Genomic DNA, 24650 nt, shown 5'->3' on the forward strand with positions numbered 1-24650 from the left:
GAATAAATAAATGACAACCGAAATCAAAGTTCCGGTATTACCAGAATCAGTTGCCGATGCAACTGTCGCTACATGGCATGTTCAAGTAGGTGAAAAGTTTAGCCGCGATCAAGTATTAGTAGATATTGAAACAGATAAAGTAGTTTTAGAAGTACCTGCTACTGCTGATGGCGTATTAGCTGAAATCAGTCAAGCAGAAGGTGCTACTGTTTTAGGCGATCAAGTGATTGGTATTTTCACTGAAGGCTCTGCAGCTGCAACAACTGCTGAAGAACCAGCTGAAGTAACTGCTGTAACAGCAGGTAGCGATGCTAAAATCATTGATATTCTAGTTCCTGTTTTACCTGAGTCAGTTGCTGATGCAACTGTTGCTACATGGCATGTTGCTGAAGGTGATACTGTAACTGCTGATCAAAACTTAGTTGATATTGAAACAGATAAAGTAGTTCTAGAAGTTGTTGCTCAAGACAACGGTGTAATCGGTAAAATACTTCACGCTGAAGGCGACACTGTTTTAGGTCAGCAAAAAATTGGTGAATTAGCCGCTGGCGCTACAGCGACTTCTGCACCTGCAGCTTCTAAATATGAAGCGGTTAGTGCTGATGAATTAGCAAGCCCGTCAGTACGTCGTTTGATGACAGAAAAAGGTTTATCTGCTAGTGACGTAACAGGCTCAGGTAAAGGTGGTCGCATTTCTAAAGAAGACGTAGAAGCAGCAGCACTTGCAAAAGCGGCACCTGCACCGGCAGCTCCAGCTGCTGTAGCTGAAGCACAAGATTTAGGTGAGCGTAGTCAAAAACGCGTACCTATGACACGTTTACGTAAAACGATTGCGACACGTTTATTAGAAGCGAAAAACTCTACAGCTATGTTAACTACATTTAACGAAGTTAACATGAAGCCAATCATGGATTTACGTAAGCAATATAAAGACATTTTTGAAAAAACACATGACACACGTCTAGGTTTTATGTCTTTCTACGTAAAAGCAGTTACTGAAGCACTTAAACGCTATCCAGCAGTAAATGCTTCAATTGACGGTGACGATATTGTTTATCACAACTTCTTTGATATCTCTATTGCGGTATCTACACCACGTGGTTTAGTTACACCAGTATTACGTGATGCAGACCAACTTAGCATGGCAGGTATTGAAAATGGAATTCGTGACCTAGCAATTAAAGGTCGTGATGGTAAGTTAGCAATGGCTGACATGACTGGCGGTAACTTTACAATTACCAACGGTGGTGTATTTGGTTCATTACTATCAACGCCAATTCTAAACTTACCTCAAGCAGGTATTTTAGGTATGCATAAAATACAAGACAGACCTATGGCTGTTGATGGCAAAGTAGAAATTTTGCCAATGATGTATTTAGCACTCTCTTATGATCATCGTTTAATCGATGGTAAAGAATCTGTTGGTTTCTTAGTAACAATTAAAGAATTACTAGAAGATCCAACTCGTCTGCTTTTAGATGTTTAGCTATTAGCCAGAATCTATAATCAGGAAATTTCACCGATTTGAGTCTGTTTTATACAGTAAAAATATATAAAACGGGCTCACATCATCATTCATAAATAAATGGATAAAACACCATGAATTTGCATGAGTATCAAGCGAAACAATTATTCGCTGAATATGGTTTACCAGTTTCTGAAGGTTTCGCTTGCGATACCCCTCAAGAAGCTGCAGAAGCTGCTGACAAAATTGGCGGCGATATGTGGGTTGTTAAAACTCAAGTACACGCGGGTGGCCGTGGTAAAGCTGGCGGTGTTAAGCTAGTTAAATCTAAAGAAGAAATTAAAGACTTCGCTCAAAACTGGTTAGGTAAGAACTTAGTAACTTATCAAACAGATGAGAACGGACAACCAGTTTCTAAAATTTTAGTAGAAAGCTGTACTGACATTGCTAACGAGTTATACCTTGGCGCTGTTGTTGACCGTGCTTCACAAAAAGTTGTTTTCATGGCATCTACCGAAGGTGGTGTTGAAATTGAAACTGTTGCTGAAGAAACGCCTGAGTTAATTCACAAAGCTGAAATCGATCCACTAGTAGGCCCTCAAGCTTACCAAGGTCGTGAGTTAGGTTTCAAGTTAGGTTTAAACCCAACGCAAATGAAGCAATTTGTTAAGATCTTTATGGGTCTAGCTAACATGTTCAACGATCATGACTTTGCTTTATTAGAAATCAACCCGTTAGTAATCACTGACGAAGGTAACCTTCACTGTTTAGACGGTAAAATTGGTATCGATGGTAACGCTTTATACCGTCAACCAAAAATCCGTGAAATGCACGATCCATCTCAAGAAGATGAGCGTGAAGCACATGCAGCACAGTGGGAATTAAACTACGTAGCGCTAGACGGAAACGTTGGTTGTATGGTTAACGGTGCAGGCCTAGCAATGGGTACTATGGATATCGTTAACTTACACGGCGGTAAGCCAGCTAACTTCCTAGATGTTGGTGGTGGTGCTACTAAAGAACGTGTTGCTGAAGCATTCAAAATCATTCTTTCTGATGACAATGTTAAAGCCGTATTAGTAAACATCTTTGGTGGTATCGTACGTTGTGACATGATCGCTGAAGGTATCATCGCAGCTGTTAAAGAAGTAGGCGTTGAAGTACCAGTAGTTGTTCGTCTTGAAGGTACTAACGCTGAAGCGGGTCGTGAAGTATTAGCAAGCTCTGACGTAAACGTTATTGCTGCTGAATCATTAACAGATGCAGCAAACAAAGTTGTTGCAGCTGCGGAGGGCAAATAATGTCTGTATTAATTAACAAAGATACTAAAGTTATCTGTCAAGGTTTCACTGGTGGTCAAGGTACTTTCCACTCAGAGCAAGCTATCGATTACGGTACACAAATGGTTGGTGGTGTAAGCCCAGGTAAAGGCGGTCAAACGCACCTTGGTTTACCAGTATTCAACACAGTACGTGAAGCAGTAGAAGCAACTGGTGCAACTGCAACAGTTATCTACGTTCCAGCACCTTTCTGTAAAGATGCTATCTTAGAAGCTATCGATGCTGGTATCGAAATTATCGTTACTATTACCGAAGGTATTCCAACTTTAGATATGGTTGACGTAAAAGTTAAGCTTAATGAATCTGGCGTTCGCATGATCGGTCCTAACTGTCCAGGTGTTATCACTCCAGGCGAAACTAAGATTGGTATCATGCCAGGTCACATTCACAAGCCAGGTAAAGTAGGTATCGTTTCTCGCTCTGGTACATTAACGTACGAAGCAGTTAAACAAACTACTGATGCTGGTTTCGGCCAATCTACTTGTGTAGGTATTGGTGGTGACCCTATCCCAGGTACTAACTTCATTGACGTACTAGAAATGTTCGAAAAAGATGACCAAACTGAAGCAATCGTAATGATTGGTGAAATTGGTGGTACTGCAGAAGAAGAAGCTGCTGAGTACATCAAAGCGAACGTTACTAAGCCTGTAGTATCTTACATTGCTGGTGTTACTGCACCTGCTGGTAAGCGTATGGGTCACGCTGGCGCGATTATCGCTGGTGGTAAAGGTACTGCTGATGAGAAATTTGCTGCTTTAGAAGCGGCTGGTGTTAAAACGGTTCGTTCTTTAGCGGATATCGGTGTAGCACTTAAAGAGAAAACAGGTTGGTAGGCGAGTAGCTTACAGCTTGTAAATTCTTATTAAAAAACCTGCTATTTAGCGGGTTTTTTGTTTTAATAGCCTAAACTTCTCGAATATTCATTAAAAGAGTCGTAGCAAGTAAGATTTTCAATATTAGTTTTAATGTTATCATCGAATAAAGCTTGAATGGAGTTTACTACTAATTCTTTATCATTTTTAGACATACCAAATGAAGTGCCAAAACATTCAACATCTTCTGAGTTGTATGAAGTAACAAATCCACCTTTACCTAATAATTTCATATTTAATTTATGATAAGCAAATCCAAGAAATATTATACGCTTACTTTTACTCATAATGTCATGTAACTCTTTAACTCTATTACTCTCTACTCCTTCAGTAAATGTTTTAATATTTTGAGCGTTTTCAATTAAATAATTTGTTTTAACGTTCTGACCAAATTCTACATAATTATGTTAGTTAGAAGCTTGCCAAGGTAATAGGCCTATGGTTCCATATGGGTGAATTATTTTAAAATTAGAAACTAAGGAAATAGCTGCACTATCATCAATACGATAATATTGTATTAATGCGTTAATTAAGAAGTGCTCTAAACATCTATCATAATTAAAAATAATTAAAGTTATTAATTTAAGTCTATTAGGAAGATCTTCAATTATACAGTTTTCAGTAATAGTTTTGAAAAAAGATAAATACCAGGTTTTATTTAAATCATTGAAGTTAATTTCTTGGTTTTTGTCTTGGTAGAGTAAACTGCTTTTTTCTGCTTGGATAATAGATTGTACAATCCCCATTTTTCCACACAGCTCTAATTTTTCGTTTCCTTTTTGAGTATCTATAAAGTTATCTATTGAGATAGACAACGGCATATTTTTACTGATGTGAATACATTCATTCCGATATAAGTTTAAATCTTGAAGTCGTTCGCTACTATACTTTCTTAAAGCATCTACAATTTGGTAATCTCCGCTAGTTTGAGAACTGAAATCAAAATTAATATTCAATAAATTGGCAATTATGCTTTTCAGCTCTTCTCCTGTAGGAAGTCCAAGTTCATAGCTTGCACCTGCTCCGATAATATAAGTTGTTCTTTTCAAAGTACTATACTCCTTAAACTACTGTTATTGTAAACATAATAAATTGATTCAGGAAGCTTTTGCGGATTAATAAGTAGAGTTGGGCGGATTTATTTGTTGATTTTTGTCGGTGTGCCGACGACACCCAAAGGGGGCTTAACGCCGAACCCCCTTTGGAATCCCTCGACGCTGCTAATCAAGTGTGATCCTACTTTCAAGGCAATATTTTCGACGTAAAGGCAAAGAACGCACATCCATGTGCTACTTTGCCTTTGCCATCATCCTGATGGCAATACGTGAATATTGCCTTTCACTCCGGCATTTGATTCAAGCAGACTTGGCGCGTGTTGAGAGGTTGGGGGCTAATAAAACTGGTTTTGCATTTTTGAATGTTCAGAAAAATATGGGGCTTATTTAATTTTCCTAGTAGCACCAAACACTCCAAGTCCCTTCGAAGTGAATGAATCGCCATTTTGAAAAGTGTCAGTCAAGCTGAGCCATGGATGGCGAAGACTGCCGCTTTTCATGGACGAATATCGGCAGGAATTGACTGTAAACTCAAAATGGTTGTTCATGTCTTAACTGAGTTGGGGCTTCGTGGGTGTCCAGAGGGACGCCGAAGGCAGCGTCCCTTTGGGTGCCGTCGCCACCGCGATGCCAAACCGATAACCAAACACCAAGCTATTATTCTACTAAGTTTCGACTCCGTGGGGTTCCAAAGGGACGCCGGAGGCAGTGTCCCTTTGGGTGCAGTTGCCACCGCGACGCCAATTAAAACAACAGACTCCAAACATTTATTGTTAAAAACAAGCATATATACTTGTTGATGCTATAGTTCTCCTGTAGGCTAAAAAATGATCAGCACACGCACATAGCGTGATGTGGCATTTTTGATTTACCACAGCACTTTAATCTAACAATAAAAGGGATTTTATATGAAAAATATACTCAAACTATTGAGTTCTATACTTATAGTCGCGCTATTTAATACCGCACATGCTTCGTTAATTACACATGAACTTACTGTTAACCCTTATCAAGTATGTTTTGATGGTGTTGAATGCTCCGATGTTAGCATGGTAGAGAATGGTGATTTAGAAGCTTATGCCGATGATTTCTTTAGTTCGGTGGGGTTAGATATTAACTTTAGTGAGGTTAATGTTTTAAATTATGATACGGCTGGTGGAGAAGACCAGAGTCAACGTTTTGAACTATATCCTATAGTTGCAGGTTTAGGGGATGAGCATTATAACTTTACTACTGTTCCTGCATTTTTTGAGTATTCGCTTGATGATCCTTATTTAGGTTTGGGATGGTTAGGAAGTTCAGGTATTTTGGTTAACTTAATCTCAGACTATGTTGATAACATGGTGACCTTTATCCATGAAATTGGCCATAACTTAGGTCTTGATCATTATTTTGATTTTGGTATGGGTGCAACGAATAATTTTATGGATTACACGGCTTGTGGTTATGAGTGTACAATTGATGACTCTCAAATTTCACAACTAAGGACAAGCTTTGCGCAAGGTGAGTTTGCGTTTGTTCATGAAATTCCTGTCGATGATCATTCTGACGTTCCACAAACTCCAGATGATTCTATTCAAGTTCCGGAGCCATCAAGTTTGTTGCTGATTTTATTAGCCCTTTTATTATTAATGCGTGAAAAACTACTTGTTTAGTAACTATGTTAGATCTTAGTCAAATTCATTGTATTGTCATCTAGCAGTAAAAAAAATGTCATAAAAATTATTTACATTGTGATGAGTTAATTCACAGCAAGAGTAAAAATTATGCAAGACAATGACTGGTTTGATGAAGAGTTTGGCGATGAAGAGTTCGAGCAGCAAGTAGAAAAGAAAAAGCTCGCTAAGAAAAAAAAGCGTAGCTGGCGTGAAATTGAAGCATTCAAAGAAAAGCAGCGTGAACGAAAAGCAATGGATTTGAATGATCACTACTATTCACTGTAGCGCTATTCACTGTTTCGTCTTAAGTTAAATACAAATAATTTCCTGCGAAAACAGTCGATACAGCACAGTTTAGGATTGATGTTCAATAAATATCAATCCTTGGCTATCATTTCTAGCTTTTCTCGTTAGAATACACGTCATATTCTTATATGGCATAGTTCCCCATGTTTTCTTGGTTTAAAAACACCATACCCAGCAGTGCTGGGTATATGATTATTTCTGCGTTAGGTTTTGCATTAATGGCTGCTTGCGTTAAATCGGTGAGTACCTATGGTATACCTGTGCTTGAAATCGTTGCAGCGAGAGCCATAATCTCTGCTTTTATTAGCTATGTGGATATAAGGCGAAAAAACATATCGCCTTGGGGTCATAATAAACCCCTGCTTATTGCTCGGGGTGTTGTTGGCGCAGTCGCATTATTTTTTGTTTATTATGCCATTACCCGCTTACCTTTAGCAGAAGCGACCATTCTTCAATATTTACATCCAGTTTTTACGGCGTTGTTAGCATTATTCTTTTTAAAAGAAGTTATTCAACGATCAACAATCACTTGTATTGTTCTTAGTTTGCTTGGGTTATTAGTTATGGTTGCCCCGAATTTACAAGGAAGCGCAGAGGCGTATTCATGGCTGAGTATAGGCGCTGGCGTGTTAGGAGCTTTTGGCAGTGCAGTAGCTTATATAATAGTTAAGCAATTAACCAAAACTGAAGATAGCTCGGTTATAGTCTTTTATTTTCCTTTTGTATCTCTACCTATCGCGCTGGTCTTTTTAGGTAGTGATTTTGTGGTGCCAAGCTTGCCAGCCTTAGGTTTACTCGTTTTAGTGGGGATATTTACCCAAGTAGGGCAGATAGGGTTAACCAAAGCATTACAATGTGCTGATGCTAGTAAGGCAACAGCATATTCTTATGTACAGGTGATATTTTCTTTACTGTTAGGTTGGTTGTTATTTGATGAAATAACCTTAATGACGACTTTAATGGGCGGAGCGTTGATTATTTTAGGTGCAATGGTGAATGTCTTTTGGAAACGCTAGCCTTACTCTAATAGTATTAGAAGGTCTGTTACACAATGATACTTATATCAGACCTTCTAGTATTATCAATCCTAAGTAATGCTAGATAGGTGTAATTAGTGAATAATTTCACTGCTAAACCTTAGGTGCTTACTATTGCTTGTCATTGCTTCAAAATCATCGTGGCTAATACGTAATAACTGGCGATGATCACCTGCTTCAATATAAACATGATCTAAATTATCTAATACCTCATCACAAATCATATGCATGTTAAACGCGTCGCCTACAGGTGGGATGGCGCCATGTTCGCAATCGTTAAACATGTTATAGATGTCTTGCTCTTTCGCTAAGCTATAACTGCCCATTAATTTGTCATTTATAGCTGAAAGGCTGATTTTATTTTTAGCGGGTAAAACTGCCATTAATCGTCTATCTTCGTGATCTTTTAAAATCACTGCCTTTGCTAGATGATCTAATGGAACTTTTGCCATAAAAGCTGTGCCAACTGAGCTTAAACTGTGGTCATGCTCAATGACTTGATAAGGAATTTTGTGTTCAGTTAAGTACGAATCAAGCCGAGTAGAAATAGTCATAATAACCTCCACGTTAAATTTGACCCAGTTAAAGTATAGTATTTAGCACTAGCTTAACCAGTTAACTTGTCACTTATTACAATAATGTCTTGCGCGTTTACTTTGCCATAAAAATATAGATAAGGTGGCTATCAGTATCACTGGAGCGGCTCGATGAATTAGTACTACTAAACTGCCACCAAGCTTGCTGCCTCATTTCATCGGCTATAGTCCGCCATGAATCTTGCTCAGTTTCTTCAACTAAAAGTTCACAATGATTAGTTTTACAAATTACGCTGTGGAATTTGATACCGTTGGTATTGTAATGGGTAAGAATAAAGTCAGAAATATAGGTTTGCATCTCATAACCCCAATCTAAATCTTCTTCTTGCTGATGAAATTCAAAAATTTTATCACGGGTTGCACCTCTATAGCCGCGCCTAAACTCGGAGAAATCGTCGTTTACGAGCGCCATCATTTGCTCGTCAGTTATGTCGCTTGTATCTAAAGCTTCCATTTCATGAGTGACTTCTTTCAGTCTTCTATAGTTTTTTTGGTATTTTTTTTCCAGTGTTTGATATTGGCTACTCAGTTGTTCGATTTGATTGGTGAGGGCGGATAGTTGCTCTGGTGTACTAGCCTTGTGGTTGCTTCTGTTAGATTCAATTTTTGCCGATGCAATTGAGGTTTGTGAATTGGTTTGGCGTTCAATATTTGTTGTTGCTTGCTTTGTTTGTGTTGCTTGTACTGGCTGTTTTTGTTGATAGGCTTCTTGCTTACTTGCCTGTTGTGGGATTTCTTGCTGGTTAACAGGAGGTACCTGATTGTTGGCGATGTATCCGATAATAGCGCCACATAAAAAGCTGGCTAACATTTTGATAGTTGGCATGTTATTTCCCTATATTTTTCTTGTAGGTTATCACTGTAAATTACCTTTTGCCAACCAAGAAAATAGCGCTTAACTTTGATAGGTTCGTTAAATGCTCATAAGGAGAACTAAAGTTAAAATTACTAATACATAAATTTTTGTAAAATGATTATTGTTAACAATAATTCTGTGTGTTAAGTTTTAACTAGTATGTAATTTATGCTTACTTGAATAGTTTTGAGTTAGGCGTTTATTCATCAACTTGAAACTTAATAGGAAATAGGCATGCTAAATTATAAAAAACCGGCGTATCAGCTTTTGCTACCCTTGTGTATATTGGGTTTATCGCTTGCTGGTTGCTCGAAAAAAGAGACAAACAATAGTTCAAATAGTGTCAAGGCTGATGATACCTTAATAGTATTAGCTGACTTTGAACAAACATCTCCTAAGCTAAATATAGTGGCAAGTGGGGCAGAGTTTATTCAAGAAAAAACAAGCAATAAAAGCGATTTAATCATTAACTTCTCTCCTGAAGTGTACCGTTCTGCAGTTGTTCTTCAGCCTGAAACTGCTTGGAACTTTGATCGTTTTGATGAAGTGCACTTGGCCATTGATGCTAAAAATCCTGGTAGTGAATCTGTTCAACTTTATATTTCAATTTCTGATGTACCAAGTAGTGAATTACCTGCTGGGAATGCTGCAGGCACTCGAACCTCTGCAGCAAATTATTCCGTGAATTTAGCCCCCGGTGAATCAGGCACTTATTTTGTTATTTTAAAAGGTCAATTTACTGAAACTGACCCCGGTATTCGTGAAAGCCCAGTACCATGGAAAACTCAAGATGAAATGTTTTATTGGCGTTACGGCAAGAAGCAGCTGGATTTAAGTCAAGTTACTGAAGTATCGTTTTTAACTCGTGGTAATTTAACCGCTAAATCTGTGGTAATTGATAATGTTAGGCTAAGGAAAAATCCTGCTTATAACACTGAATACCTAGAAGCAGTAGTTGATGAGTTTGGTCAAAATGCTAAAGTCGACTTTCCAATTAAAATAAACTCTTTAGCCGAGTTGCAAGATGCTGCTGACAAAGAGTTAGCACAATTAGCTGAAGAAGGGCGAATGAAAGATCGTTCTCGATTTGGTGGCTGGAAAAGTGGCCCAAGATATGAGGGAACTGGATACTTTAGAACTCAAAAAGTTGATGACCAGTGGTGGTTAGTAGACCCAGAAGGTTATTTGTTCTTCTCTCATGGTGTGGCTAATGTGCGTATGGCGAATACCACAACCACAACAGGGATAGATTTTAAAGACGATAGCGTTCGATACGTTGATCCGAATGAAGTTACTCCTGAAGATTCTATCGGTATTGTAAAAGTGTCTGATGAAGTGATGAAAACACGTTATGTTTCTTCACAGCTAAGAAATAACTTATTTACTTGGTTACCCAATTACGATGAACCGCTAGCTGAGCACTATAGTTATAGACGTTCTGTACACAAAGGCCCGATAAAGTCAGGTGAAACGTTTAGTTTTTATCGCGCAAATTTACAGCGACGCTATGGTGATACGGGTGATAAATCCTATATTAAAAAATGGCATGACGTCACTTTATCTCGTATGGAAAACTGGGGTTTTACTTCTTTTGGTAACTGGGTTGATCCAGCTTTCTACCCGAATGAACGTGTACCTTATTTTGCTAACGGTTGGATTATAGGTGATTACAAAACTTTATCATCTGAGCATGATGTTTGGTCACCATTGCCTGATCCTTTTGATCCTGCTTTTGTAGAGCGTGCAAAAATTACTATTGATGTTATTGCACAAGAAATACAAAGCTCTCCTTGGTGTGTCGGTGTTTTCGTTGATAATGAAAAAAGTTGGGGATTCCCTGACGGTACTATTGAAGAAAGATACGGCGTGATTTTATCTACCTTAACGCGTAGCGATGCTGATAGCCCAGCGAAAAAAGCATTCACTGAGCTCCTTAAAAATAAATATGGCAAAATTGAGCAACTCAACCAAGCGTGGCAAACAGCATATACTTCATGGCAGCAGTTATCTGATGGCGTTAAGTTGACGAGTTATTCTGATGAATTAGTTGCAGATATTTCATCTATGCTGGAAATGCTATCGGAAGAGTATTTTAAAGTAGTACACGATACGTTAGCCGCAGTACTGCCTAATCATTTATATATGGGGGCTCGTATGGCTAACTTTGGTATGCCAAAAGAAACCATTAAAGCGTCAGTAAAATACTCTGATGTATTAAGCTTTAATATTTATGAAGAAGGCGTGCAAGAAAAAGAATGGTCGTTTTTAAATGAGATTGATTTACCTACGGTTATTGGTGAATTTCATATTGGTGCGACTAAAGAAACGGGGCTTTTTCATCCGGGGTTAGTACAAGCTGATGGGCAAGCTGATCGTGCTGCAATGTACCAAGCTTATATGAGAAGTGTTGCTAAACACAAAAACATGGTAGGGGCACACTGGTTTCAATATATAGATTCACCACTAACGGGCAGAACCTATGATGGCGAACCGTATAATGTTGGCTTTGTTAGTACAACAGACATTCCTTATCCAGAAATGATTGAAGCGGCAAAAGCTTTTAATGCTAGCATTTATTCAAAACGCTTTAATAATGAGTTTTAAGCAAGTTAATCATTTGAGCCTTAGTAGTTAACTAATGCTTATTTTTAACTAAAACGAGAGCCTAGCCGCTCTCGTTTTTTTATGGCTAATACTTATCTGATTAAATTTTTGTTCATTCAGCGGGAATTAAAAGAGTATTAGGATAACTTTTGTAAACAAGCCATGATCCATTGCTTCATTTGCCCTTCGTTAAGTGCGCCAGACACTCTGTCGACTTCTTTACCTTGATGAAAAAACACTAGTGTTGGTAAGCTTCGTATACCAGCACTTGCGGCTATTTGTTGTACTTTTTCAGTATCAAGCTTTGCGAAGAGTAATGATGGTGATGATTGTGCAACCTTATTAAATATAGGCGCCATACTCTGACAAGGACCACACCATGCTGCCCAAAAATCGACAATAACAGGTAAGGTGTTTCGCTCTATAAAAGGATAAAAGTTATTATTCCCCAGTGAAATAGGGGTAGAAGAGTATATTGCTTGTTGGCATTTTCCACATTTTGCTTTGCTATGATCTTTTTCTTTAGGGATGCGATTAGTGGTAAAACAATTTGAGCAAACAATGTTCATAATAGCTCCAATAGTGTTATCAATGTAAAGTTACTCTGCGGCTATTTTACCTTGCTTCTTGGCTAAAGTCCTCGTTGCTTTTAGCTAAACCAAACTGCAATCAGCTATATTATTTTCAATTGAATTAAATATTTTATCGTTAGTTATTGTACATCAATATTGAACTTACTTTTTTCAGTTACCGTGAAGCTATTACTCAAAAAATAGGCTTTTTATGTTGACTAATTTTGCACTTACACCCATAAAAATTATCAGTTATGCCTTATTGTTGGTGGCCACTCTCGTTATTTTTTCCCTAGCAGAAGTGATCAGGTTTTATTTACATAGCTATGATCTAGATGCTATGTATATTTCCTTTTGTGCTGGTTTTATTTTATTCATTCCCCTAGTGAGTTTGGTTTTACACCCGATATTTGCGCTTAATAAGCAGGATGCCACAATTAAATTGTCATCATTTTTAGGGAATGTAGCATTGGTAGTTGTTGTACAATTTTTATGCTTTTTAATTTGGATGACAGATGCTATAGCTCTATACAGTTTATATGTCGATCAAAATTCATTTTTGGCGAAAGCGTTTAACATTAAAGTAGAAAACCGTGCAGATTTGTCAGTAGAGTTTTTTTGGTTTAATTTGCTACTTGCTTGGTGTTTTGCTTTGTTGTCACTAGTGATTGGTGTTTTACCTTGCTTAATTTCAAGACTGGAGGACAAAGGCATTGTAGGTAATTTTGTTGCTGCATTTAGCTTGGCAAAACGCTATAAAAAGTTTTTATTTCTAAGTGCTTTAGCTATTGTCATCGCGGTGGTCTTGCCTTTACTTTATGCTAATTACCTGTTTGTTGTGTTGTTTCCTTTGATACTTTTGGTAGTTTTTTCACAGTTAACGGCATATGCTAAAGTAAGTTTACCTTAGATGCAGCTAAGCTAAGTTGTGCGACATAAGCTAAGTTAGCGATATTCATTTAAGCAAAAGATTAAGCTCTTAAAATATATAAAAGGATACATATGAAAAGGTTAACTTTTTTATTCGCCAGCGTTTTATTCACTATAGCTTTTAGCAGTCAAGCTGAGCAGGTATTAACGAAAAAGCTCATTACGTCTTTTTCACAAGTATCAGAGCAAATGGAAACTTTAGATGTAACTTACCCTGAATTGGCTAAGTCATTTGAAGAGATCGATTATCAACAACCAGACAAAATTATTGAATTGATTAAAAACTCAAAAGCTTACCCTAAAGTAAAGTCAATATTATCAGCCTCTGAATTTAATACTATTGAAGAATATTACAATGTCTCTATGAGAATTATCGGGGGAGTAATGGCGTATCAAGTGGAAAAAATGCCTCAGAGTTTTGATCCTAAAGCTATGTCTGAAATGCTTAAAAGTAATATAGAGCAGATGAAGGCGAATAACATGTCAGATGAAATGGTGGCTGAAATGGAAGCGAAATTAGCAGAACTAAATAAAGGGATAAAGGTAATAACGTCAGCAATGGCTAATGTCACCGAAGCGGATAAAAAGTTTATTAGTGAAAATGCGCAATGGATCATGTCTACGCTAGACTTTTAGTGTAACTAACTTAGAAGTTAATTTTCAAACTGTGACAATAAATAGTGTTTAGAGCAATGATAAATCATTAACGATTGCTTGATTTTTTTCGATACTCAAAGGCTTCTACACAAGCAGGAAGCTCATAAAACATAGGTGCGCCATTAATTCTGTTGCCATTATAAGCTTGCGCATCTTGCTGGCACACGGCTTTACTTTTCTTAAACTTGGTTATGCACTCTTGGTAAATTTCTTTTTTTATGGGCTTTAACTTTACTTGTCGAGCAGCCTCACAGGCTTTATCTAATTCAACTTGTTTTTTAGATTCAGAGTGGGCAAACACCGCAGAGCTCATTAAAAAAAATGTCACTAAAAGTGGTAAAGCAGTGCTAGCTTTCATAGGTTACTCCTGCGAGTTTTCTACGATAACATCCACTTGACGCTTATTGTTTTGCTGAGAAATAACCACACGCATCAGTTGAAGCTCTTGCTGATATCTTAGTGTTAAGCGTCCTCGCTTTCGCTCTTGAGAGATAGCGTCACCAAAATGTTGTTGATAAAACTCAATAACTTGCTCTTCAGAAGCTGAGGTAAAATAGTTTAAAACCGCAGGCATCTCATCGGCAAAATTTGCAAATACTTGTGCATTATCCATTACAGGAATTGAAACAGCTTGAGCATCATCGGCTGCGATCGCTATTGAATTTAAGGTCAATAAAACAGTACCAGCGAATAATGAGTATTTCTTTTTACATGTTGTCGTCATTTGAATAATTCCTGTTATTTTTCTTAACTACTGTAAATATATACGAATTTTTATCATAGTGCGACATTCAATCAATTTGAAAGTAATTCATCGCGATAATGATCAACCCAAAGTGCTGTTGCACCGCAAATAGCCACCGGCATAATAACTAAGTTAATAATAGGTATCATGGCAAATAACGCGACTGTAATGCCAAAACTATAGCTTAATCCTTGTTTTTGTTTTAGCGCTTGTTTCATGATATGAAAAGGAATTTTATGATTATCAAAAGGATAATCTTTATATTGTACCGCCATCATCCAAGCGACAAATAAAAACCAAATAACTTGCCCAATCACAGGCAGAATCCATAAAATAATAAAAAAGCCAATAGCTCTAGGTAAGTAATAACAGAGTTTTCGCCACTCTCTACCAAGCGTTCTTGGGATATCCTTAACAACATCAAGCATACTGCCGCCTTTGATAGATTGTCCTAGCAAAATGCTTTCAATTTTTTCAGATAATAAACCGTTAAATGGTGCTGCTAGCCAGTTGGCTGCAGTGCCAAAGATAAAAGAAAAAATGACTAAAATAGTGATGACAGCAAGCGGCCATAAAATATTACTTAACCAGTCTAACCAATCAGGCAACCAATTCATGAACTTTGCCATATAATGCTCAAGCTCAATGAACATAAAATAAAAGGCAGTGCTAAACAGGAGTAAATTTATTAATAAAGGAATGAACACAAATCGGCGTATGCCTTTGAGTTGAATTAACTCAAATCCTTTGAATAAATAGCCTGCGCCACTGTGTGCCATAGGTCTGTTTGATGGGAATAAATTTTTTTTCGAAGAATTAGTCATTTATTAGCACTAAGTTATTGATATTAATAAGGTCATTATAAACTCAGCGTTAATACAATTACAGCACTAACTTGTTACAAAATACCACTGTTTCTGTTAAAGTTAATTTTGTTATAATTTTTTCAAGGCTGATAATCGCTCAAGCAGCTATAAGAAGCTTACTTAATAGCAAAAGCGTATCAAAATCAGCTTAAAAAATAATAAAAATCTTGAACGGTACAGGCATAACAAATGGAAGATAACTTCAGAAACGCATTAATTATTATCAGTGGTGTAGTCATTGCCGCTATTTTTATTCATGGTTTATGGACGATAAGAAAACAGAAAAACCCATATAAATTAAAAACCAGTAAAGAACCGGTAAAGCCAATGAGTCGAGACTTTGATGGTAAAGGTTTTGATCAAGATGGTGTTGGACAAGTAAAAGTGCTCAAACAAGAAAATGAGCCAGCAGTTAAAAGCGAACAAGATTTTGCCCAAGATATCAGCTTAGATGAAATTAGTCATTTAGAGTCAGGTCAAGAACATGATTCTTATCCCGATTTAAGCACGCAAGAGCAAGTGTTAGATCATGAAATCATTGAACAAGCACCAAAAGAAATTGTTGAGCCGACAAGCGCTGAGCAAACACCTACAGAGCCAGAGCCAGCCCCAGAAGAAATTACTCTCGAGCCAATTTATCAGCAACCTGTAACTCAGGCTAAGCCCGAAAGCAAAATTGCAAAAAAGGCACCGGTAAGAAAAAAAACCAGTAAAGCTAAAGCTGCGCAGGCAGAAATAAAACGTAATCAAATGGAAATTAATTTTGGTGACGGTATTGCACTTGATGATGAAATCGCCACAAAAGAAGAGTCTACTGCTGCACCAACAAAAGATAAGCAACCAGAAATTGAGCCGCAAATTATTGTTTTGAGCGTTGTTATGCCAACTAACCAAGTGATGTCAGGTGCGGCATTGTTGCCTAGTTTATTAACGTTGGGTATGAAGTATGGAGAAATGGACATATTCCATCGCCATCAAGACAGTGCTGGTAACGGTGGTGTCAGTTTCAGTTTAGCTAATATGTTAAACCCAGGCTCTTTTGATTTAGACGCGATGGAAACGTTTGTTACACAAGGAGTGAGCTTGTTTATGGCTTTACCTAATGCGGTAGACCCTTTTGCCGCGTTTGAGCAAATGCTTGCAGCAGCCAAGCAATTAGCGACAGAGTTTAATGCGCAAGTGCTTGATGATAAACGTAATATTTTAACCAAGCAGGCTGAGCAGCATTACGTGAGTAAAATCCGTGAATTTGACAGACAGTACCGTTTGGCCAGTGTTGAATCATAAACCTTCTTTATTTGTGCCATCGCACCTTGCGGTGGCTTCATCAGGCTACTTCAGTCTTTTAGAGTTAACTACCCATGTCTACTATTAAATCAAGCAACGCTGAGCGTGTTTCTCAGCTTCATCATTTAATTAACCAATATAATCATCAATATTACGTGTTAGATGAACCAAGTGTTCCTGATGCGGAATATGATAGATTAATGCAAGAGTTACTTGCCCTTGAAGACGCTCATCCTGAATTAAAAACCATTGATTCACCAAGCCAAAAAGTAGGTGGGCAGGCGCTTAAAAGCTTTACTCAAGTTACACATCAAGTACCTATGCTGTCACTTGATAATGTTTTTTCGAGTGATGAATGGCAAGCGTTCGTTAAACGTATTCAAGACAAGATTGGCAGTACTGAATCTATCACTATTTGTGCTGAGCCTAAACTCGATGGTTTAGCCGTTAGTTTGCGGTATGAACATGGTATTTTAGTGCAAGCAGCCACACGAGGAGATGGGGCGACAGGTGAAAACATTACTGAAAATATTCGTACCATTAGGTCTATTCCCCTAAAACTTATCGGTGAAAGCGGTATTGATTTTCCAGAGGTTTTGGAAGTGCGTGGCGAAGTATTTATGCCCAAAGCGAGTTTTGAGCAGTTAAATGAAAATGCAAAAAAGAAAGGCGAGAAAGTTTTTGCTAACCCACGTAACGCTGCCGCGGGAAGTTTGCGTCAGTTAGATTCTAAAATTACTGCAAAACGTAATTTAGCATTCTATGCCTATGGCTTAGGTTTTGTTGGGGAACTCTCAGAAGGTGCAACGCCGTTTTTATCTCAATCTCATTTTCAGCGCTTGTGCCAAGTAAAGGCATTAGGTTTGCCAATGTGCCCTGAAGTTAAGCTGTTAGAAAGCCAAGAGCAAGTTGAAGATTTCTATCAAGATATTTTAAATAAACGTGACGCATTGAGTTATGAAATTGACGGAACAGTACTAAAAGTTGATGACATTTCATTGCAAGAAAAGCTTGGTTTTGTTGCTCGTGCTCCTCGCTGGGCTATGGCGTATAAGTTTCCTGCACAAGAAGAGTTAACCTTAGTAGAAGACGTTGAATTTCAAGTGGGCAGAACAGGGGCTATTACGCCAGTTGCGCGATTAAAACCAGTATTTGTCGGTGGTGTAACGGTATCTAATGCCACTTTACACAATCAAGATGAAATAGAACGTTTAGGCTTAAAAGTGGGTGATACTGTTGTTATTCGTCGTGCTGGTGATGTTATTCCTCAAATTGTATCAGTAGTGCTTGAAAAACGTGCTGATGATGTCACCGACGTTGTTTTTCCGCATGCATGTCCTGTTTGTGATTCAGAGGTAGAAAAGCCTGAAGGTGAAGCAGTACTTAGGTGTACAGCTGGTTTGTTTTGCCAAGCACAGCGTAAAGAAGCAATTAAACATTTTGCTTCTCGAAAAGCACATGATGTTGATGGCTTAGGCGATAAATTAGTTGAGCAACTGGTTGATGAGAATTTAATTACCACACCTGCTGATCTATTTAAGTTAACTGAAATAGAAGTAAGCACCATGGAACGCATGGGAGCAAAATCGGCTAAAAACTTAATTGATGCCATTGAAAAGGCTAAATCAACTACCTTAGCTAAGTTTATTTATAGCTTAGGTATTCGAGAAGTTGGTGAGGCAACAGCAGCTAATTTAGCAAATTACTTTTGTACTTTGTCTGCGATTAAATCAGCGAGTTTTGAAGCGTTACAAGCGGTTGACGATGTTGGCGAAATAGTAGCAAAAAATATTGTTAGCTTTTTTAAAGAGTCACATAACTTGGAAGTGGTTAGTGCTTTAGAGGCGTTAATGACTTGGCCTGATGTTGTGGTTAAATCTGCTGATGAACTGCCTTTAGCTGAGCAAACCTTTGTTTTGACTGGCACGTTAAGCCAAATGGGACGAAGTGAAGCAAAAACGGCTTTACAGGCATTAGGAGCAAAAGTGTCAGGTAGTGTTTCAGCGAAAACACACTTTTTGGTTGCTGGTGAAAAAGCAGGCTCTAAACTCACTAAAGCACAAGATCTCGGGGTAGAAGTATTAACTGAAGATGATTTAGTGGCGTTATTAGCAAAATATGATAATAGCTAAATAGATTAAACTATTAAGTTGTTCTGTTTATTAGTCGGTATTATGAAGAGGTAAAAAAAACATGGCTCAGGTGTCTAAAGTGTTTTTGAATAACAAACGTAGTGAAAGGGGAGTTATTAAATTGCTCATGCTTTCTCTACTGACTTTTTTTGTTATACCTTTATCAGGTTTTGCACAACAAGAGCAAGCAAAGCCATTGATAACCGAACAGCAAGCTAGGGCATTGAAAATGTTAAATCAACCAGAGCAAAACCCACATCAAATAAAGAATTTGCGTCTGCAGGTAAGAAAGCTTTCTGACAGCCAAGGGCAAGAATACCTTGGAGCTTATGTCAGTAGAGCCGAAATTTCTCCTTATTTAGCGCAATTAAAAACGGTGTTAAAGGATAAGTTCGACGACTTTCGTGCCAATCAAGCTGCACGTGATCATCAAACTTTTCACATGACATTAATCAATCCTATTGAATACCAGCATGTTGATAAGCAATTAGTAGAACAACTATTAAGCTCAACTGTTAACGTGAATTTTTCTTCTCAATTACAAGTTAAGTTATTAGGATTAGGAAAAGCTGAAGCTGCCGGAAAAAGTTGTTATTTTGTTGTCGCGCAAAGTAACGATGCTCAACTTATTCGTCAACGTTTCCTACTGAATAATAAAGACTTCCACGTCACACTAGGCTTTGAACCTAGTGATGTTCATGGTGTAAAAAAAGATGCATCTACTTTAATTGATGTGAGTGTTAAGCCTTAGTCATGCGCCAAAACGCATAGCCTGACACAAAAAATAAAACGATAGGGTAAAAAGCGTGTGTCACTATATTGAGGGGAGATATCCCTAAGGTTGCCCCTAACAGTAGTGCTTGTGCGCCATAAGGAAGTAGCCCTTGGTTAATACACGCGAAAATATCTAATAAGCTAGCTGATTGCGCTGGCGTTAACTCACCATTATCAGCTAATTCTTTAGCTGTTTCGCCGGTAACAATAATAGATACGGTATTATTCGCTGTGAAAAAATTACAGCAAAAAGTAAGACCTGCGATGCCAAATCCTGCAGCACGCTTTTTATTGTTTGGGCTAACTTTATTGGCAAGAGATGCAATGGCTTTTGTTAATGCTGCTAAGCCACCTTGATGTCGAATAAGCTCACTTAAGCCGCCTATAAACATGGCTAAAATGAAAATATCTTGCATGCTGGCAAATCCTGAGTTGATATCGCTGATCCATGCTGATAATTGATAGCCATTATTTAGCATGCCAATCACAGCCGATAATATGATCCCGATAACAAGTACAACAAATACATTCACACCAGATAAAGCTAGTATAAGAATAACAACATAAGGAATTAAGCCAACAATAGCTAAGTCACTGCTTGTGTCATAGTTGATACTTTGCCCTAAGAAAGCAAAAATTATCAGGCAAATAATGGCGGCGGGCACAGCAAATTTGAAGTTTACTTTAAACTTATCCCGCATATGAGCCCCTTGACTGCGGGTTGAAGCTATGGTCGTGTCAGAGATAATGGATAAATTATCGCCAAAAATAGCACCAGAAATGATGCAACCAGCGACAAGTGCAGCATCAAGATTAGCTGATTCAATAAAGCCTAAAGCAATAGGTGCAATTGCCGCAATGGTGCCCATAGAGGTTCCCATGGCGGTAGATAAAAAAGCAGCGACTAAAAATAAGCCAGGTAATAAAAAGTAACTAGGAAAAATAGAGAGCCCTAATTGGACACTTGCATCAACACTACCACTGGCTTTTGCAACCGTGGCAAATGCACCTGCAAGTAAGTAAATAATGCACATGGTGATGATATTAGTGTGACCGGCACCCGCAATAAACTGACCTATTTGAATATTAATCGACTCTTTATTAATTACTTTTCCTATATAGATAGCAATAAAAATTGCTGGAATTATCGCGATACTGGCAGGTAACTGATAAAAAGCAAAATCAGTGCCTTGCAAGGTAAGAATGATTCCTGTACCTAAAAATAATCCAAGAAAAACAGCAAAAGGGAGTAGGGCTAGTAGTGAGTTTTTTTGTTTTATTGGTTGAGCCACAACAGTGTTGGTCATTTAGATTGTTCCTGTCACTTATGAGTCAGTGAGTAGACGTAAATATTTCCAAATAGCCTACCGCATTATAAAGGGAAATAACAGATTAATGGTGTAGATGTTTAGATGGCTAAATACAGGGTGATATTGCTATTCACTTATGCTAGAATTGCGCAAATTTTTTAACCCCCATATATAAGTGATAGATATGTCTGAGAACAAGTTTGAAACAATAGAGCAACGTGTAAGTTACGGTGTAGGTCGTCAATTAGGTGATCAATTACGTAACAACCCATTTAAAGAGTTTGATATCACTGCGGTTCAAGCAGGTATTGCTGATGCATTAGACAATGCAGCTAGCCAAGTGTCAGATGAAGATTTAAATGCGGCTTTCTCTGTAGTATCTAAAAAATTACAAGAGCAAGAACTTGCTATCGCAAAAGAAAAAGCGGCTGAAGGCGAAGCCTTTTTAGCTGAAAATGCTAAGCGTGATGAAGTAACTGTAACTGAATCAGGTTTACAATATGAAGTGATTGCTACAGGCGACGGTGAAAAGCCAACTGCTGCTAGCACAGTTCGTGTTCACTATCACGGTACTTTCGCTAATGGTGATGTATTTGATAGCTCTGTTGAGCGTGGTCAACCGGCAGAATTCCCTGTAGGTGGTGTAATTGCAGGTTGGACTGAAGCATTACAATTGATGACTGAAGGCAGTAAGTGGAAATTAACTATCCCTTACAACTTAGCATACGGTGAGCAAGGCTCACAAGGTGCTATTCCTCCATACGCTACCTTAGTATTTGATGTAGAGTTACTTAGCATTGTTAGCTAAGTAGATATTTTTAAAAGCCCTCAATTAGAGGGCTTTTTTTTAAGTAGAAAATAGCACGATTAGTATTTGCAGGAAAACAAGTGATAACGTCAGCAATTACAGAATTATTTAACAATTACCTTAATGCATTTCAAACATACAATGTTGATGAGGTTATTAGCTGTTATCAATTGCCTTGTACTTTGAACACGCCAGATAAAGTGCTGCTGATCACTACAACACAAGAGTGTCGTCAAGCGTTTATAGATATTTTTACTCAGCTTAAGCAAGCAAATACCACAACTATTCTTGCGCGAAAAGCAAGTTATACCGCGATCCATGACAAGCTTTTTCTGGCCTGCGTAGACTGGGAGTTTATTGACCAGCAGGGTAATGTTTTTGCTGATTTTTGCGCTTATTATCATATAGTACAAGCGGCTGATGAAATACAATCATTGAAAATTATCAATGTAATTTCACATGAGTTATCTAATTCAATAGTATTATCGGTGCCGTTTTCAATTTAAAGTGAATGACAGTTTTCAACGTTATAAAAGAGATTAAAAAATGAAAGTAAAAGTAGCCATCTTAGGTTGTAGTGGTCGTATGGGCCGCAATCTTATCCAAGCCGCACATGAACATGAAAGTATTGAGCTTATTGGTGGTAGTGTTCGTGAAGGCTCATCATTTTCAGGTTTTGATTTAGGTGAACTTGCCGGTATTGGTGCTATTGGCTTAAGTGCAGTAACTCAGTTATCGTCGCTTACAGCAGCTGATGTCTTTATTGATTTTACTTCAATAGAGACTACCCTTGAAAATATAAACTGGTGTCAGCAGCATAAAAAAGCTTTAGTCATAGGTACAACTGGTTTTAATGATGAGCAAGTTAAATTGATTGAAAAATCAGGTGAAAATATACCTGTAGTACTAGCACCTAATACAAGTGTTGGCGTTAATTTAATGTTTAAGCTCTTAGAAGTTACCGCTAAAGCAATTGGTGACTATACTGATATAGAGATTTTTGAAGCACATCACCGATTTAAAAAAGATGCACCTTCAGGTACAGCTGTAAAAATGGGGCAAGTCATTGCTGACACGCTAGGTCGTGATCTAAATAAATGTGCAGTTTATGGTCGAGAAGGCATCACGGATGAACGAAGTAAAGAAACCATAGGTTTTGCCACTGTTAGGGCAGGTGATATTGTCGGTGAGCACACGGCTTTCTTTGCTGATTTAGGTGAGCGTATAGAAATTACTCACAAAGCAAGTTCTAGAATGACTTTTGCATTAGGTGCTATGCGCGCAGCTTTTTGGTTGAGTAATGCTGATAATGGCTTTTATGACATGCAAGATGTGCTTGGTTTAAAAGATTAAAATATTTTAGATAACTACTGCTTTTGAGCGTTTGGCAGTTAAAACTAATTAAATCGCATAAAAAGACAGGTTTTTATAAATTTTACTAGACGAAAGAGGCAGGCAAGCGTAAAATAAGTGGATTTTGTCAAAAATTTCGCGAAAAGCTAATTTTTGGCATTTTTTATGTGCAAATTTTGTTGCGGTTTTACAAAAAAAATTTTGCGTTTCTTTCTTCTTTTTGGAGGTTACATTGGCTATATCTGCTATTTTGGTACTACAAGACGGTACCGTATTTAAGGGCACCGCGATTGGTGCACAGGGAACGGCTGTTGGTGAAGTTGTATTTAATACTTCGATGACAGGTTATCAAGAAATTCTCACCGATCCTTCATATGCAGAGCAAATTATCACCTTAACTTACCCACATATTGGTAATACAGGTACTAACTGTGAAGATAAAGAATCTGATGCTATTGTTGCCAAAGGGCTAGTAATTCGAGATTTACCATTACTAGCAAGTAACTTTAGAAATGAACAATCTTTAAGCGAGTACTTAAAAGCAAATAATATTTTAGGTATAGCAGATATAGATACACGTAAGCTTACCAGAGTTTTACGTGAAAAAGGCGCGCAAGACGGCTGTATTTTAACGGTAGAAGATAGTAGTGATGAAACTCTACAAGCAGCAATAGATAAAGGTTTGGAACAAGCTAAAGCATTTCCAGGCCTTAAAGGTATGGACTTAGCCAAGGTTGTCTCAACTAAAGAACAATACGCATGGACTTCGGGAAGTTGGGCACTAGGTAGTGCTATGGGAGAAGGTTTTTCTCAGCCTGAAAACTTTGATTTTCACGTAGTTGCTTATGATTTTGGTGCCAAAAGTAATATTTTACGTATGTTAGTTGATCGTGGTTGTAAACTTACAGTGGTACCTGCACAAACCCCCGCGAGCGATGTTTTAGCTATGAATCCTGATGGCATTTTCTTATCAAATGGCCCAGGAGACCCAGAGCCATGTGATTATGCGATTAAAGCTATTCAAGAATTTTTAACAACTGATATTCCTATTTTTGGTATTTGTTTAGGTCATCAACTACTCGGTTTAGCCAGTGGCGCAAAAACTATCAAAATGAAGTTTGGTCATCATGGCGCCAATCACCCTGTTAAAGATCTTGATCGTGATGTAGTGATGATTACTTCACAAAATCATGGCTTTGCTGTTGATGAAACCAACTTACCTGAAAACCTTAGAGCGACTCATAAATCTTTGTTTGATGGCTCACTACAAGGGATTCATCGTACTGATAAGCCAGCGTTTAGCTTCCAAGGTCACCCAGAAGCAAGCCCTGGTCCACATGATGCTGCACCGTTATTCGATCACTTTATTGAATTGATTAACGAATACAAAGCAACGCAAGTTTAATCCTACGCCCAGACGAGAGAAA

The 24650-nt window shown here is 37.9% G+C and carries 25 protein-coding genes; 16 read left to right on the forward strand and 9 right to left on the reverse strand.

All coding sequences use genetic code 11. The features are described 5' to 3' along the window. Nucleotides 1-10 precede the first annotated feature (10 nt). The 3 genes from odhB (at nt 11) to sucD (ending at nt 3638) form a co-directional block, all read left to right on the forward strand. Nucleotides 11-1486, forward strand: coding sequence for a 2-oxoglutarate dehydrogenase complex dihydrolipoyllysine-residue succinyltransferase (gene odhB, locus AC27GZ_RS07190; protein ID WP_487094223.1), 1476 nt, complete (start codon nt 11-13; stop codon nt 1484-1486). A 113-nt stretch (nt 1487-1599) separates the two neighbouring features. Further along, nucleotides 1600-2766, forward strand: coding sequence for an ADP-forming succinate--CoA ligase subunit beta (gene sucC, locus AC27GZ_RS07195; protein ID WP_487094224.1), 1167 nt, complete (start codon nt 1600-1602; stop codon nt 2764-2766). After that, complete coding sequence (gene sucD / locus AC27GZ_RS07200; protein ID WP_487094225.1) at nt 2766-3638, forward strand: succinate--CoA ligase subunit alpha; 873 nt, start codon at nt 2766-2768, stop codon at nt 3636-3638. Before sucC ends, sucD begins: the two co-directional genes overlap by 1 nt. A gap of 62 nt (nt 3639-3700) precedes the next feature. Here the strand turns inward: sucD and AC27GZ_RS07205 are convergent, their stop codons facing one another. Together AC27GZ_RS07205 and AC27GZ_RS07210 are read right to left on the reverse strand one after the other, a co-directional pair. Beyond that, nucleotides 3701-3964: a hypothetical protein gene (locus AC27GZ_RS07205; RefSeq protein WP_487094226.1), complete on the reverse strand. Its 264-nt coding sequence runs from the start codon at nt 3962-3964 to the stop codon at nt 3701-3703. Nucleotides 3965-4084: 120 nt separating this feature from the next. Next, nucleotides 4085-4726 carry a hypothetical protein gene (locus AC27GZ_RS07210; protein ID WP_487094227.1) on the reverse strand — a complete coding sequence of 214 codons (642 nt, stop codon included), beginning with the start codon at nt 4724-4726 and terminating at the stop codon, nt 4085-4087. A 914-nt stretch (nt 4727-5640) separates the two neighbouring features. Here AC27GZ_RS07210 and AC27GZ_RS07215 point away from each other — a divergent pair. From AC27GZ_RS07215 to AC27GZ_RS07225, 3 genes are all read left to right on the forward strand, one after another. Continuing rightward, on the forward strand, nt 5641-6387 hold the full coding sequence (locus AC27GZ_RS07215) for a PEP-CTERM sorting domain-containing protein (protein ID WP_487094228.1): 747 nt from the start codon (nt 5641-5643) through the stop codon (nt 6385-6387). A gap of 111 nt (nt 6388-6498) precedes the next feature. Beyond that, a complete protein-coding gene (locus AC27GZ_RS07220; RefSeq protein WP_487094229.1) occupies nt 6499-6675 on the forward strand; it encodes a DUF3545 family protein in 177 nt (58 codons plus the stop codon). A gap of 164 nt (nt 6676-6839) precedes the next feature. Then, nucleotides 6840-7712 carry a DMT family transporter gene (locus AC27GZ_RS07225; RefSeq protein WP_487094230.1) on the forward strand — a complete coding sequence of 291 codons (873 nt, stop codon included), beginning with the start codon at nt 6840-6842 and terminating at the stop codon, nt 7710-7712. Nucleotides 7713-7807: 95 nt separating this feature from the next. Here the strand turns inward: AC27GZ_RS07225 and AC27GZ_RS07230 are convergent, their stop codons facing one another. After that, the gene (locus AC27GZ_RS07230; RefSeq protein WP_487094231.1) at nt 7808-8287 is read right to left on the reverse strand and encodes an aminoacyl-tRNA deacylase; all 480 of its coding nucleotides are present in this window, start codon (nt 8285-8287) and stop codon (nt 7808-7810) included. 97 nt (nt 8288-8384) lie between these two features. Beyond that, nucleotides 8385-9155: a hypothetical protein gene (locus AC27GZ_RS07235; protein WP_487094232.1), complete on the reverse strand. Its 771-nt coding sequence runs from the start codon at nt 9153-9155 to the stop codon at nt 8385-8387. Between the two features lie 264 nt (nt 9156-9419). Here AC27GZ_RS07235 and AC27GZ_RS07240 point away from each other — a divergent pair, with 264 nt between their 5' ends. Continuing rightward, nucleotides 9420-11789: an agarase gene (locus AC27GZ_RS07240; protein WP_487094233.1), complete on the forward strand. Its 2370-nt coding sequence runs from the start codon at nt 9420-9422 to the stop codon at nt 11787-11789. 137 nt (nt 11790-11926) lie between these two features. Here AC27GZ_RS07240 and trxC read toward each other — a convergent pair whose 3' ends face one another. Beyond that, on the reverse strand, nt 11927-12358 hold the full coding sequence (trxC, locus tag AC27GZ_RS07245) for a thioredoxin TrxC (protein WP_487094234.1): 432 nt from the start codon (nt 12356-12358) through the stop codon (nt 11927-11929). Nucleotides 12359-12572: 214 nt separating this feature from the next. Here trxC and AC27GZ_RS07250 point away from each other — a divergent pair, with 214 nt between their 5' ends. Together AC27GZ_RS07250 and AC27GZ_RS07255 are read left to right on the forward strand one after the other, a co-directional pair. Then, complete coding sequence (locus AC27GZ_RS07250; protein WP_487094236.1) at nt 12573-13271, forward strand: hypothetical protein; 699 nt, start codon at nt 12573-12575, stop codon at nt 13269-13271. Between the two features lie 92 nt (nt 13272-13363). Further along, nucleotides 13364-13927: a hypothetical protein gene (locus AC27GZ_RS07255; protein WP_487094237.1), complete on the forward strand. Its 564-nt coding sequence runs from the start codon at nt 13364-13366 to the stop codon at nt 13925-13927. 67 nt (nt 13928-13994) lie between these two features. Here AC27GZ_RS07255 and AC27GZ_RS07260 read toward each other — a convergent pair whose 3' ends face one another. From AC27GZ_RS07260 to cysZ, 3 genes are all read right to left on the reverse strand, one after another. Beyond that, nucleotides 13995-14306 carry a hypothetical protein gene (locus tag AC27GZ_RS07260; protein ID WP_487094238.1) on the reverse strand — a complete coding sequence of 104 codons (312 nt, stop codon included), beginning with the start codon at nt 14304-14306 and terminating at the stop codon, nt 13995-13997. Nucleotides 14307-14309: 3 nt separating this feature from the next. Beyond that, nucleotides 14310-14672 (reverse strand): hypothetical protein, encoded by a 363-nt coding sequence (locus AC27GZ_RS07265; protein WP_487094239.1) that lies wholly within the window; start codon nt 14670-14672, stop codon nt 14310-14312. Between the two features lie 71 nt (nt 14673-14743). Beyond that, nucleotides 14744-15517 (reverse strand): sulfate transporter CysZ, encoded by a 774-nt coding sequence (gene cysZ / locus AC27GZ_RS07270; RefSeq protein ID WP_487094240.1) that lies wholly within the window; start codon nt 15515-15517, stop codon nt 14744-14746. A gap of 231 nt (nt 15518-15748) precedes the next feature. Between cysZ and zipA the strand changes: the two genes are divergently transcribed. The 3 genes from zipA (at nt 15749) to AC27GZ_RS07285 (ending at nt 19729) form a co-directional block, all read left to right on the forward strand. After that, nucleotides 15749-16846 (forward strand): cell division protein ZipA, encoded by a 1098-nt coding sequence (zipA, locus tag AC27GZ_RS07275; RefSeq protein WP_487094241.1) that lies wholly within the window; start codon nt 15749-15751, stop codon nt 16844-16846. An 83-nt stretch (nt 16847-16929) separates the two neighbouring features. Continuing rightward, nucleotides 16930-18978, forward strand: coding sequence for an NAD-dependent DNA ligase LigA (gene ligA, locus AC27GZ_RS07280; RefSeq protein ID WP_487094539.1), 2049 nt, complete (start codon nt 16930-16932; stop codon nt 18976-18978). A gap of 61 nt (nt 18979-19039) precedes the next feature. Then, nucleotides 19040-19729 carry a hypothetical protein gene (locus tag AC27GZ_RS07285; protein ID WP_487094242.1) on the forward strand — a complete coding sequence of 230 codons (690 nt, stop codon included), beginning with the start codon at nt 19040-19042 and terminating at the stop codon, nt 19727-19729. On the opposite strand, the gene AC27GZ_RS07290 is transcribed toward AC27GZ_RS07285, so the two are convergent. Next, nucleotides 19719-21059 carry a Na+/H+ antiporter NhaC family protein gene (locus tag AC27GZ_RS07290; RefSeq protein WP_487094243.1) on the reverse strand — a complete coding sequence of 447 codons (1341 nt, stop codon included), beginning with the start codon at nt 21057-21059 and terminating at the stop codon, nt 19719-19721. The genes AC27GZ_RS07285 and AC27GZ_RS07290 overlap by 11 nt on opposite strands. A 187-nt stretch (nt 21060-21246) precedes the next feature. On the opposite strand from AC27GZ_RS07290, the gene bamJ reads away from it, so the two are divergent. From bamJ to carA, 4 genes are all read left to right on the forward strand, one after another. Continuing rightward, entirely contained in the window at nt 21247-21870 is a 624-nt protein-coding gene (gene bamJ, locus AC27GZ_RS07295) for a BamJ family beta-barrel-assembly machinery protein (RefSeq protein WP_487094244.1), read from the forward strand. A gap of 80 nt (nt 21871-21950) precedes the next feature. Continuing rightward, nucleotides 21951-22376 carry a hypothetical protein gene (locus AC27GZ_RS07300; protein ID WP_487094245.1) on the forward strand — a complete coding sequence of 142 codons (426 nt, stop codon included), beginning with the start codon at nt 21951-21953 and terminating at the stop codon, nt 22374-22376. A 40-nt stretch (nt 22377-22416) separates the two neighbouring features. Beyond that, on the forward strand, nt 22417-23223 hold the full coding sequence (dapB, locus tag AC27GZ_RS07305) for a 4-hydroxy-tetrahydrodipicolinate reductase (protein WP_487094246.1): 807 nt from the start codon (nt 22417-22419) through the stop codon (nt 23221-23223). A 232-nt stretch (nt 23224-23455) separates the two neighbouring features. After that, entirely contained in the window at nt 23456-24628 is a 1173-nt protein-coding gene (gene carA / locus AC27GZ_RS07310; protein WP_487094247.1) for a glutamine-hydrolyzing carbamoyl-phosphate synthase small subunit, read from the forward strand. Nucleotides 24629-24650: the final 22 nt, after the last annotated feature.

The sequence above is a fragment of the Colwellia sp. SU-HH00943 genome (assembly GCF_057546125.1).